This is a genomic window from Bradyrhizobium denitrificans (genome assembly GCF_013179005.1).
GTDB lineage: Bacteria > Pseudomonadota > Alphaproteobacteria > Rhizobiales > Xanthobacteraceae > Bradyrhizobium > Bradyrhizobium denitrificans.
Genome location: NZ_JABFDP010000021.1, coordinates 67,667 through 80,245 on the forward strand (window position 1 = coordinate 67,667; position 12,579 = coordinate 80,245).

Below are 12,579 nucleotides of genomic sequence, written 5' to 3' on the forward strand. Positions count from 1 at the left end.
CCATCTTGAAGCGGAGGCGACGATAACAGCCGGCGCGCCGCGGCAATTCGTTCGTATACGAATGATGTCGCGCCCCTCCGCCGACTGTCAAGCGCTCCCGCAGGCGAAAAGCAGGTTTGCCGGATAAACGATCAGTTTGCCCTGCACAATGACGACAAATCGTGCATACGCTGCACCGCGAAACGCGGTACTTGCATGTTAGTACACAAACGATAGGCTCCGGGGCGATCGCGATCGCATTCTCGTTAACGATAGCATAGCGGACGACAGAAGGGCATGACGCCAGCAACGATTCGGCTGACCGTGAACGGACAGACGCATGACGTCACCGCCGCGCCCGACACGCCCCTGCTCCATGCGCTGCGCAACGACCTCGGTTTGAACGGCCCGAAATATGGCTGCGGCCTCGGCGAGTGCGGCGCGTGCACTGTGCTGATCGACGGCCGCGCCGCACGCTCCTGCGTCATTCCGATCGAGGGCTGCGTCGGTCGCACCGTCACGACGCTGGAAGGCCTCGGCTCGCGCGAGGCGCCGGATCCGGTGCAGCAGGCCTTCATCGCCGAGCAGGCCGCGCAATGCGGCTATTGCCTGAATGGCATGATCATGACCACCAAGGCGCTGCTCGCGATCAAGCCCGATCCGTCGCTCGACGAGATCAAGCAGGCGCTGCGCTACAATCTTTGTCGCTGCGGCGCCCATATCGAAATCCTCCGCGCCGCGATGCGGGCCGCCGGACACGCGCTCGAGGCGTTGGACTGATGAGCGCTGGCACGCCCACCGAAACCGACGCACCGCGCGGCTGGCTGGTCGTCGAACGCCCCGTCGCGGGCGCCGATGGACAATTCGAGACCTTCATTCGGATCACCGCGTCCGGCGAGGTCTCGGCCTTCAACGGGCATGTCGATCTCGGCACCGGCATCCGGACCGCGCTGGGACAGATCGTCGCAGAAGAGCTCGACGTCTCCTTCGCCCGCGTCGTGGTCGTGCTCGGCGACACCGCCATCGTGCCCAACCAGGGCGCGACGATCGCCAGCGAGACCATCCAGATCACCGCGGTGCCGCTGCGCAAAGCGGCCGCGCAGGCGCGCGCCTTTCTGCTGGTCCGGGCGGCAGCGCAACTGGGTGCCGCCATTGAGGATCTGGCCGTCGAGGATGGACTGGTCCGTGGCGCCAATAATCGCGCGCTCAGCTATGGCGAGCTGATCGGCGACGAGACCATCCGTCTCGCGCTGGCTGACGACGTGGCCGTCAAACCGGTCGACAATTATCAGGTCGTCGGCCGCTCGGTGCCGCGCGTCGATCTTCCGGCGAAGGCGACCGGCGAACTCACTTACGTGCACGACGTTCGCGTCCCCGGCATGCTGCACGGCCGCGTCGTGCGTCCGCCCTATGCCGGTATCGATGCCGGCCCGTTCATCGGCACCAGCCTGATCGGCGTCGACAAGGACTCGGTGCGTGACGTTCCCGGCCTGGTCGATGTCGTCGTCATCGGCGATTTTGTCGGCGTCGTTGCCGAGCGCGAGGAGCACGCCATCCTCGCCGCCGAGCGCCTGCAGGTCAGCTGGAAACCGGTGCCGGACTTGCGCAATCTCGACGATGTCGCGAACGCGCTGCGCGCCAACCCATCGAGCCCACGCCGGCTGCTCGACAAGGGCGATGTCGACGCCGCGATCGCGGGCGCCGCGAAGCCGATACGGCAGACCTATGTCTGGCCGTATCAGATGCACGGCTCGATCGGGCCGTCCTGCGCGGTGGCCGATGTTCGCGACGGCCAGATCCGCATCTATTCGGGGACGCAGAACCCGCACATCCTGCGCGCCGATCTCGCCAAGCTGATCGACTGCCCCGAGCACCAGATCGAGCTGATCCGGCTCGAGGCCGCCGGCTGCTACGGCCGCAACTGCGCCGACGACGTGACCGCCGATGCCCTGCTGCTGTCGCGCGCCGTCGGCCGCCCGGTGCGCGTGCAGCTGACGCGCGAGCAGGAGCACCTGTGGGAGCCCAAGGGCACCGCGCAGCTGATGGACGTCAATGGCGGCCTCAACGCCGACGGGTCGGTCGCGGCCTATGAGTTCGCCACGCGCTATCCCTCGAATGGCGCGCCGACCTTGGCCTTGCTGCTCACCGGCCGCGTCGCGCCGGAGCCGGTCGTGTTCGAGATGGGCGACCGCACCGCGATCCCGCCTTACGATTACGACCACATGCGCGTGACGGCGCACGATATGCCGCCGATCGTGCGCGCATCATGGCTTCGCGGCGTATCCGCCCTGCCCAATACCTTTGCCCATGAGTCCTATATCGACGAACTCGCCGCCGAGGCCGAAGTCGATCCGATCGAATACCGGCTGCGCTATCTGAAGGACGAGCGCGCCCGCGATCTCGTCAACGCGGTCGCCGAGCGCGCCGGCTGGACGCCGCGCCCGGTGCGGCAGGAGAAGACGCCGGTGGATGGCGTCATGCATGGCCGCGGCTTTGCCTATGCGCTCTATGTCCACAGCAAGTTTCCCGGTTATGGCGCGGCATGGTCGGCGTGGATCGCCGATGTCGCCGTGAACACGACGACCGGCGATGTCAGCGTCACCCGCGTGGTCGCCGGGCAGGATTCCGGCCTGATGATCAACCCGGACGGGGTGCGTCACCAGATCGAGGGCAACGTCATCCAGTCGACCAGCCGGGCGCTGATGGAGGAGGTCCCATTCACACGCGGCAAGGTCGCGGCGCGGGAATGGGGCGCCTATCCGATCATCACCTTCCCCGACGTGCCTGACATCGACGTCTTGATGCTGCCGCGACCGGACCAGCCGCCGCTCGGCGTCGGCGAGTCCGCTTCGGTCCCGAGCGCGGCCGCGATTGCCAACGCGATCTATGACGCCACCGGCGTGCGCTTCCGCGAGCCGCCATTCACGCCGGAGCGCATTCTCGAGGGATTGCGCGGCGAGCAGGCCGAGAGGCCGTCACCGCCGCACCTCCCCACGCCCGACAAGCCGGCCAAGACATGGCTCAAGCCGTTCGCCAAACAAGGCGGCCTGATCGCCGGCGCGGTGGCCGCCTGCGCCGCAGCGATCGGAGTTGCCGCCGCCGTGCTGCCATGGCGCGCGATCGCGCCGATCGCGCCGCCCGATCCCGCCGTCTATTCCGCCGCGACGATCGCGCGCGGCGAGGCGCTCGCCGCGCTCGGCAATTGCGCGGTCTGCCATACCGCGGACGGCGGCCTGACCAATGCCGGTGGCCGCGCATTGGAGACGCCATTCGGCACCCTCTTCAGCACCAACATCACGCCCGACCTGGACACCGGCATCGGGGCCTGGTCCTATCCCGCCTTCGAGCGCGCCATGCGGGAGGGCGTGCATCGCGACGGCCGGCAGCTGTATCCGGCATTCCCTTACACGCATTTCGCACGGACCAGCGACGCCGACCTGCAGGCGCTCTACGCCTATCTGATGGCGCAGCCTCCGGTGCGGCAGCAGGCGCCGGACAATCAGCTTCGCTTTCCGTTCAACCTGCGGCCACTTGTGGCCGGATGGAATGCCCTGTTCCACGATAACCAGCCGTTCAAATCCGATCCAACGAAATCGGAGCAGTGGAATCGCGGCTTCTATCTGGTCGAGAGTCTCGGCCATTGCAGCGCCTGCCACTCGCCGCGCAATGCGCTCGGCGCCGAACAGCGCAAGGCCTATCTCGCAGGTGGATTTGCCGATGGCTGGGAAGCGCCGGCGCTCACCTCGCTCTCGTCAGCGCCGATCCCGTGGACGGAAGACGAGCTCTACACCTATCTGCGCTCCGGCCAGTCGCGCTTTCACGGCGTGGCCGCAGGTCCCATGGCGCCGATCGTCAAGGATCTCGCGACGCTCGCCGACGCAGATATCCGGGCCATGGCGACCTATCTTGCCTCCTTCCAGGAGGCTGCGCCCGAGCCAGCGACATTGGAGGCGATGGCCGCGGAGCTCGAAGCGCGCACCCAGGTGACCTCGGCATCGTCTCCAGCCGCGCGGCTTTACCTCGGCGCCTGCGCTGTCTGCCACGAGGTCGGCGGCCTGCCGCTGTTCGGCAGCCGCCCCTCGCTCGCGCTCAACAGCAACCTGCACAGCGCGACGCCCGACAACCTGATCCAGGTGATCCTGCATGGCATCATGAAGCCGGCCTCGTCCGACCTCGGCTACATGCCGGCATTCAGGGACCAGCTGAGCGACACACAACTTGCGGAGCTCGTCAGCTACCTGCGCGGGCAGTTCGCGCCGGACAAGCCCGGCTGGACGAATGTGGAGGCCGCTGTCAGCCGAATCCGGTCGGCCACACCGCATTAGGACCGGCGATGCTCCAGCTGCCCAGGGCACCACGACCACCACCATGACGCGCATTCGGGCATCGCTTTGCCCCTAATTTCGCCTTGCGGCAGGCACTCTGCCGCTTCTAGAATTCGGGACTACGTTCCAAAAAATGGAACAAACGGTATCATCATGAGCGCCCTGACCAACGCCATCGACATTCTGCGCTGCTTTTCGACCTCGCGGCCCGACCTCTCCTTTGCCGACGTGCAAGTCCTGACCGGCAAGCCGAAGAGCTCCACCTCCCGCCTGCTCCGCTCGCTGCGCGATTGCGGCCTGCTCGAGCAGGATCCACACAGCCGCCGTTACCGCCCCGGCCTGCTCACCTTCGAACTTGGACGCCTGCATCGCGCCCATGACGATCTGATCGCGACCGCCGAGCGCGAGCTGCGCGACGTATGCGCGCGGACCGGCCATACCGGCTACATCGCCGTGCTCGACGGCTATCAGCAGGTCGTGCTGCGCATCGTGACGGGCTCGAACCCGCTGCGCGTCGTCAATCCGCCGGGCCAGCGTACGCCCGCGATCATCACCTCGAACGGACGCGCGATGCTGGCGCGGCTGTCGGACCAGGAGATCCGGGCGCGTGTCCCGCTCGACTATCCGAAGGTGCCCGCCAATTCGCCGCAAAACTTCACCGAGTTGATGGCGCGGCTGAACGAAATCCGCCGCACCGGCATCTCGGACGCAGCGGACGAGGCCATCGAAGGCGTTGGATCGCAGGGTTTTGCACTGGCGAGCGGCGAGAGCGGTGAACTGATCGGCATCGCCGTCTCCTATTCGGTGCAGGCCACGACCGAGATCGAACGCGCCAATGTCCGCCGCGAGCTCGGCGCGATGGCCGCGCGACTGCGCCGCATCACCGGCGATCCGCTCGGACAGACCATCGAGCAGCTCGCCGGACTGGCTTCCTGATGCCAGCCACCGGCGCGCCGCGCGTCAACAGCCTCGCGCTGTTGATCCTGCCCAGCGCGCTGCTGTTTGCTCTGTTCTTCTTTTTGCCCATCGGGCTGATGGCCGTCATGAGCGTGCTGACCGGCAATCCGGTCGTCATGCCGCATGTCAGCTTCACTGCAAAGCACTATGCCCGCATCGGCAACGACAGCTATTATCTCGAGGTGATCTGGACCACGCTCCGGATCGGCCTCTGGACAACTATCGTGGCGCTCGTGATCGGCTATCCGCTCGCGCATTGGATGGCACGCATCAGGAGTCGCAGCGGCCATGCGCTGCTGCTGATGGCCGTGCTGGCGCCGATGCTGACCGGGATCGTCGTGCGCACCTTCGCCTGGATGACCTTGCTGTCCGACAAGGGCGTCATCAACCAGGTCCTCGCCGCACTCGGCCTGATCTCGACCCCGCTGCAGCTGATGTATAATGAGAGCGGCATCATCATCGGGCTGGTCCACATCTACGTGCCGTTCATGGTGCTCACCCTGACGGGCGTGATCGGCCGCATCGACGAGCGGCTCGAGCAGGCGGCCGAGAATCTCGGTGCCAGCCCGTGGCGCGCCTTTCTTGAAGTCACCCTGCCGCTCAGCCTGCCGGGCATCCTCGCCGGCTCGCTGCTGGTGTTCGCACTTGCGATCAGCGCCTATGTCACGCCGATCCTGCTCGGCGGCTTTCAGATCATGACCCTGCCGATCCTGATCTATCAGCAGATCTCCGCGAACTTCAACGTCGGCTTCGCTGCGGCGCTGGGCATGGTGCTGCTTGCGATCTCGCTCATGCTCGTCATCGCCTACAACCATGTGCTCGGCCTCTTCTCCGGCCAGCGCGAGCTGCAATGAAGGGCGGCGATGCCGAGCCCCGCGTCCCCACCACCATCGCAGCTGACGGCCTCGATCGAGCTTGCGATCTCGACCGGCCTTCGCCGCCGGGCAGCGCCTCGGGGCTGGGGCCGCAGGCTTTATCTGGCGGCCAACATCGCGGTTCTGGTCTTCCTCCTGGCGCCGATCGCGATCGTGATCGTCTTCGCACTCAATCCGACGCCGTTCATCCAGTTTCCGCCGGTCGGACTCTCCTTGCGCTGGTTCGAGAAGTTCTTTGCCTCGCGCGACTTCATGCAGGCGCTCGTGTTCAGCCTCGAAGTCGCCGCGATGACCACGCTCGCCGCGACCGTGCTCGGCGCATCTGCCGCGCTTGCCATTTCGCGGGGCAATCTGCCGGGCTCGCGGCTGATCGTGGCGACCATGCTGTCGCCGCTGATGCTGCCGGCCATCCTGACCGGGCTTGCACTGTTCCAGTCCTACGTCCTGCTCGACGTCGGCCGTCCATTGTGGGGCCTCGTCGCCGGCCACACGCTGGTGACCATTCCCTACGTCGTCCGCACCACGCTCGCGGTGCTGCACAATTTCGATGTCAGGCTTGAGGAAGCGGCGCAAAATCTTGGCGCCAGCCCGACCCGGACCTTCTTCGAAGTGACCTTGCCGCTGGTGAAGCCTGGCGTGCTGGCCGGCGCGATCTTCGCCTTCATCGTGTCGTTCGACCAGTTTCCCGTGTCGCTGTTTCTCGTTGCCCCTGGCCGCGAGACCCTGCCGATCACGCTGTTCAACTATCTGAAGTTCGATCTCGACGGCACCATCGGAGCCGCCTCGATCGTCTCCATCCTGCTTGCCTTCCTCGTGGTCATCGCGCTCGACCGCACCGTGGGCCTGCGCTCCTACGTCAAACTCTAACGGAGATCCTTGAGATGACCGCCTCATCGCGTCGCTTTTCCCTGAGCCGCCGGCGCTTGCTGACTGCGGCGGCCTCGCTCGGCGCCGGCGTGATCGCGGCGCCTTACGTCGCGCGCGCCGATGAGGCGGTGCTGAACGTGACGGGCTGGGGCGGCAAATGGGGCGAGGTGATGAAGGCGGAGATCGGCCCGACCTTCGAGACCGAGTTCAAGTGCAGACTCAAGACCGATACCGCCCTGCCCTTCCTGCCGAAGCTGCAGGCCAGTTCGCGCTCTGCGCCGGTCTATGACGTGCTGCACACCAACTCCAACGAGCAGTGGGCGGCCGTCGAAATGGGCCTCGTCGAGCCCAAGGTCGACCCCAGGCTGGTGCCGAACATCGCCGACGTCTACCCCTACGCCGTCAGCGACAAGATCGTCGGCGTCTGCATCTTCACCAGCGCCATTGGCTTGGGCATGCGCACCGACAAGGGCTATGGCAGCATCACGTCGTGGAAGGAGTTCTGGGACGCGAAATTCAACGGCGCGCGCGGCGGCTATGTCATCCCCGCGAACAGCCTCGGACAGGCGTTCGTGATGATGTGCGGCACGCTCTTCGGCAAGGGCCAGACCGATCTCGATGCCGCCTATGCGGCGCTGGAGAAGCTGAAGCCGATCAAGCTCGTCGACTTCACCGGAGCGATGGAGAAGCTGATCCTGTCCGGCGAGGCCGGCATCGGCATTCTCCACGATTCCGGCATCTATCGCTACGACGGCCAGAACCAGCCGGTCGACTTCGTCACGCCGAGAGAGGGCGTGCTGTCGCTGGAACAGGTGCTCAGCATCACTCCCGGCAGCAAGGTGAAGGAGCTCGCCAACGCCTATATCAACTACATGCTGCGGCCCGAGGTTCAAAAGCGCCTCGCCGAGACGGTCTGGTATTCCCCGGCCAACAAACAGGTGAAGCTCGACGCGAAGTATGATGCGAAGCTGCTGACCACGCCGGAGAAGGTCAGCAAGCTGATCCAGGTCGATTGGAAGTGGTACAACGCGCAGAAGGACGAGATCGACAGCCGGGTCAACCGGATCTTCCGCGCATGAGCGCTGCCATCGAGATTGCCGGCGTCAGCAAGGTCTATGACGGCGGCGTCCGCGCCGTCGATGCCGTGGCGATGGACATCCGGCCGGGCGAGTTCTTTTCCCTGCTCGGCCCATCCGGCTGCGGCAAGACCACGACATTGCGCATGATCGCGGGCTTCGACAGCCCGAGCACCGGCAAGATCTGCCTCGACGGCGCCGACATCACCCATGTGCCGGCGCATAAGCGCGACATGGCGATGGTGTTCCAGAACTACGCGCTGTTTCCGCATCGAACGGTGGCCGAGAACGTCGCCTTCGGCCTGCGCATGCGCAAGGTCGACAAGGCGACGATCGCCGCCAAGGTCAAGGCCGCGCTGGCCATGGTCGAGCTGTCGGGCATGGAGGATCGCAGGCCGGCGCAGCTCTCGGGCGGTCAGCAGCAGCGCGTCGCGCTGGCCCGCGCGATCGTGATCTCGCCGCGCGTATTGCTGTGCGACGAGCCGCTCGGCGCGCTCGACAAGAAGCTGCGCCAGCAGATGCAATTCGAACTGAAGCAGTTGCAGAAGAATTTGGGCGTCACCCTCGTCTTCGTCACCCATGACCAGGAAGAGGCACTGGCGATGTCCGATCGCATCGCCGTGATGAACGCCGGCCGGGTCGAGCAGATCGGCACCCCCACCGAGATCTACGACCAGCCGCGAACTCGTTTCGTGGCTGACTTCATCGGCGACACCAACATCTTTCGTGGCCAGCGCGCCATGATGGATCGGGGCGCCGGGCTCGCGGTCGGCAGCGGCCTCGTGCTGACGCTGCCAAAAGCGGTCGCGACGGCCGGCAATGAAGCCGGCCTGTCGGTTGCGCTGAGGCCCGAGAAAATCGTGGTGTCGCCGAGCAGCGGCGCCGATGGCGGGAGCGCGGGCCGGTCGGCGCGCGGCACGGTCGAAAGCACCAACTTCCTCGGCGGCGCCGTGCTCTACCGCATCGTGCTCGAAGACGGCCAGCGCGTGCTCGCGCAGCAGCCGAATTCGGGGGCGGGTCCATTTCATGCGCCCGGTCAGGCGGTCACGCTCAGCTGGCAGCCCGGCGATCTCGTCATTCTCGAGGATTGATATTGTGAACGTCATCTGCGCGTCAGCGTCCAACCGCGAACCAAGCCCGTATTTTCCGATCGCGGAGCCCTTGTCATGACCGGGAGCGCGATGAAAACGATCAACCTCGACGACATCGAGGCGCTCGCGGTCGGCGCCTGGATTCTCGGCACCGGCGGCGGCGGCAGCCCCTATCTCGGCCTGCTCAATCTGCGCCGTCTCTATGCCGAGGGACATCGCGTGCAGCTGATGTCGCCGCTCGATCTGGCGGACGACGACTGGGTGGCCGTCGTGTCCAACATGGGCGCTCCCTTGGTGGGCCAGGAGCGCCTCGCCGACAGCCGCAGCATCGCGCGCGCGGTGCGGATGCAGGAGGAGATCAACGGCATCACCTTCCACGCCGTGATGTCGGTCGAGATCGGCGGCGGCAATGGCATGCAGGCGCTGATGGCGGCGGCGCATCTCGGCATTCCCGTCGTCGACGCCGACTGCATGGGCCGCGCCTTCCCGGAGGCGCAGATGACGTCGGTGGCGATCGGCGACCTCAAGCCCTATCCCTGCACGCTGTACGATCCGCGCGGCATCGAGGCTGTCGTGACCAAGGTGCCCTCCTGGAAGTGGATGGAGCGCGCCAGCCGCAAGATCTGCGTCGAGATGGGCTCGATCGCCTCGACCAGCAAGGCGCCGCGTACAGGACGCGAGGTCAAGGACTGGGGCATCCATTTCACCACCACCAAGGCGATTGCGATCGGCCGTGCGGTCGAGGCCGCCAACAGGAGCCACCAGGACCCGATCGCGGCGATCCTCGCCTGCGAGGGCGGACTGCGCCTGTTTACCGGCAAGATCGTCGATGTCGAACGCCGCACCACCGAAGGTTTTCTGCGCGGCTCTGCCGTCGTGGAGGGCAGCGATGATGATCGCGGCACGCGGCTCAAGCTGTCGTTCCAGAACGAATGGATCGTCGCCTGGCGCGATGGCGAGGCGATCGCGATGTCGCCCGACCTGATCTGCGTGCTCGACAGCGTCAACGGCCATGGCATCGGCACCGAGACGGTGCGCTACGGCCAGCGCGTGACCGTGATCGCGCTGCCCGCGCCCGCCGTGCTGACCAGCCCGCGCGGCCTCGCCTTCGTCGGCCCCCGCGCCTTCGGCTACGACCTCGATTTCCGGTCGCTGTTCGCGACCGCTGGAGCTCCATGAATGAAGCGCATTGGCATTGACGTCGGCGGCACCAATACCGACGCGGTTCTGATTGCCGACGACAGGGTCATCCACTCCGTCAAAAGCGCCACCACCGCCGACGTCACCTCCGGCATTCTCGCCGCGCTGAAAGCGCTGCGGGCCAATCCCGCAGCAGCCGTGCCGGTCGATGCGGTCGTCATCGGCACCACGCATTTCATCAATGCGGTGGTGCAGCGGCGGCACCTGCAGCGGATCGGTGCGGTCAGGATCGGCATGCCGGCCTCCGCCTCGCTGCCGCCGTTCTGCGACTGGCCCGCCGATCTCGCCGCGCTGGTCAACGACGAGATCTTCATGCTCGAGGGCGGCCATGACTATGATGGCCGCCCGTTCATGCCGCTCGACACCGACGGCCTGAAGGCCGCCGCGCGCGCCATCAAGGCCAAGGGCCTGCGCGCGGTCGCGATCGCCTCGTCGTTCTCGCCGCTCGACCCGAGTTGCGAGATCACCGCGCGGGAGATCTTCGCCGAGATCTGCCCCGACGTCGCGGTCACGCTGTCGCACGACCTCGGCCGCATCGGCCTGTTGGAGCGCGAGAACGCCGCCCTTCTCAACGCTGCGCTCCACGACCTTGCCGTCACCACCGTCACCGCCTTCCGCAAGGCGATCGCCGAGGCCGGTCTGGATGCGCCGCTGTTCCTGACCCAGAACGACGGCACCGTGATGCAGGCGGAGACCGCGACCGCTTTCCCGGTCATGAGCTTCGCCTCCGGCGCCACCAATTCCATGCGCGGCGCCGCCTATCTGTCCGGCCTCGACGACGCGATGGTCGTCGATGTCGGCGGCACCACCAGCGACATCGGCCAGCTGCGCCACGGCTTTCCGCGCGAGGCCAACGCGGTCGTCGAAGTCGGCGGCGTCCGCACCCTCTTTCGCATGCCCGATCTGCTCTCGATCGGACTGGGCGGCGGCAGCCATGTCGAACAGGATCCCGTCCGCGTCGGCCCGCTCAGCGTCGGATACCGGCTGACATCCGAGGCCCTGGTGTTCGGCGGCGACCGCCTGACGGCGACCGACATCGCGGTCGCGGCCGGACTGATCGATCTCGGCGACCGCGCCCGTGTCGCGCATCTGCCGCGGCGCCTGATCGAGGCTGCGCTCGCGGATGCCCATCGCAAGCTCGAAAGCGACATCGACCGGATGAAGACCGAGGCCGGCGACGTACCGCTGCTCGCGGTCGGCGGCGGCGCCTTCCTGGTGCCGGAGCGCCTCTCCGGCATCTCGGAGATCGTCCGCGTCGACCATGGCGACTGCGCCAACGCCGTCGGCGCGGCCATCGCCCAGGTCTCCGGCGAGGCCGACCAGGTGTTCCGCGACATGACCCGCGACGAGGCCATCGCGGCGGCGCGCGGCATCGCCGAAGCGCGCGCCGTCCAGGCCGGGGCCGACCGCGACGCGCTCAAAATGGTCGACGTCGAGGACATGCCGATCGCCTATCTCCCCGGCAACGCGCTGCGTGTGCGCGTCCGCGTTGCCGGCGCCATTGCCGAGCCGAACATCGGCGCGGCGGCGTAGCCTCGTCTCAAGCCAGTTCGGCGATCCTGGTCACGCCCGCCTCGGCGCCCTGCGCCTTCGCGGCCGCCATCGATCCGCCGAGATCGATCCCGCGGCAGGCGCTCTCGATCACGACGGCCTCGAAGCCGAGCCGGCGTGCATCGACCGCCGAATAATGCACGCAGAAATCGGTCGCGAGCCCGACCAGAAACGCCCGGCGCAAGCCGCGTTCGCGCAGATAGCCGGCAAGGCCGGTCGGCGTCGTCTTGTCGTTCTCGAAAAACGCCGAATAGGAGTCGATCGCCGGACGAAAGCCCTTGCGGATGATCAATTGCGCCTTGTCGGTCGCCAGATCGGCATGAAAGGCCGCGCCCGGCGTGCCCTGGATGCAGTGATCCGGCCACAGCGTCTGCGGACCGTAGGCCATCGGCACGCTCTCGAACGGCGCCTTGCCCGGATGGCTGGAAGCGAAGGAGCTGTGTCGGGCGGGGTGCCAATCCTGGGTGAGAACGACGTGATCGAACAGCCCGCTGAGCCGGTTGATCACCGGGACGACAGCGTCGCCATCGCTCACGGCGAGCGCGCCGCCGGGACAAAAATCGTTCTGCACATCGATGATGAGCAGCAAATCCTCATTGGTCTTGATCTGCATCCTGCACCCGTTTCACCAGACTTTCACGAGGATGGCCTCGGCCCG

The 12,579-nt window shown here is 66.6% G+C and carries 10 protein-coding genes; 9 read left to right on the forward strand and 1 reads right to left on the reverse strand.

The genetic code is table 11. From position 1 onward, the window contains the following. The first annotated feature begins 276 nt into the window (after nt 1-276). The 9 genes from HL671_RS23480 (at nt 277) to HL671_RS23520 (ending at nt 11,903) form a co-directional block, all read left to right on the forward strand. Nucleotides 277-759: a (2Fe-2S)-binding protein gene (locus HL671_RS23480; protein ID WP_012042619.1), complete on the forward strand. Its 483-nt coding sequence runs from the start codon at nt 277-279 to the stop codon at nt 757-759. Beyond that, nucleotides 759-4,304, forward strand: coding sequence for a molybdopterin cofactor-binding domain-containing protein (locus tag HL671_RS23485; RefSeq protein ID WP_172239161.1), 3,546 nt, complete (start codon nt 759-761; stop codon nt 4,302-4,304). The genes HL671_RS23480 and HL671_RS23485 overlap by 1 nt, the downstream gene beginning before the upstream one ends. Before the next feature lie 153 nt (nt 4,305-4,457). Beyond that, nucleotides 4,458-5,240: an IclR family transcriptional regulator gene (locus HL671_RS23490; RefSeq protein WP_012042617.1), complete on the forward strand. Its 783-nt coding sequence runs from the start codon at nt 4,458-4,460 to the stop codon at nt 5,238-5,240. Next, a complete protein-coding gene (locus HL671_RS23495; protein WP_172239164.1) occupies nt 5,240-6,115 on the forward strand; it encodes an ABC transporter permease in 876 nt (291 codons plus the stop codon). The genes HL671_RS23490 and HL671_RS23495 overlap by 1 nt, the downstream gene beginning before the upstream one ends. Nucleotides 6,116-6,124: 9 nt before the next feature. Then, the gene (locus tag HL671_RS23500; RefSeq protein ID WP_172239167.1) at nt 6,125-7,003 is read left to right on the forward strand and encodes an ABC transporter permease; all 879 of its coding nucleotides are present in this window, start codon (nt 6,125-6,127) and stop codon (nt 7,001-7,003) included. A 14-nt stretch (nt 7,004-7,017) separates the two neighbouring features. Beyond that, nucleotides 7,018-8,082: an extracellular solute-binding protein gene (locus HL671_RS23505; protein WP_172239170.1), complete on the forward strand. Its 1,065-nt coding sequence runs from the start codon at nt 7,018-7,020 to the stop codon at nt 8,080-8,082. Next, the gene (locus HL671_RS23510; protein WP_172239173.1) at nt 8,079-9,170 is read left to right on the forward strand and encodes an ABC transporter ATP-binding protein; all 1,092 of its coding nucleotides are present in this window, start codon (nt 8,079-8,081) and stop codon (nt 9,168-9,170) included. The genes HL671_RS23505 and HL671_RS23510 overlap by 4 nt, the downstream gene beginning before the upstream one ends. A 75-nt stretch (nt 9,171-9,245) precedes the next feature. Continuing rightward, entirely contained in the window at nt 9,246-10,349 is a 1,104-nt protein-coding gene (locus HL671_RS23515) for a DUF917 domain-containing protein (protein ID WP_172239176.1), read from the forward strand. Next, a complete protein-coding gene (locus HL671_RS23520; RefSeq protein ID WP_012042611.1) occupies nt 10,350-11,903 on the forward strand; it encodes a hydantoinase/oxoprolinase N-terminal domain-containing protein in 1,554 nt (517 codons plus the stop codon). It abuts the gene before it with no gap. 7 nt (nt 11,904-11,910) lie between these two features. Here the strand turns inward: HL671_RS23520 and pncA are convergent, their stop codons facing one another. Then, on the reverse strand, nt 11,911-12,534 hold the full coding sequence (gene pncA / locus HL671_RS23525; RefSeq protein ID WP_172239179.1) for a bifunctional nicotinamidase/pyrazinamidase: 624 nt from the start codon (nt 12,532-12,534) through the stop codon (nt 11,911-11,913). Nucleotides 12,535-12,579: the final 45 nt, after the last annotated feature.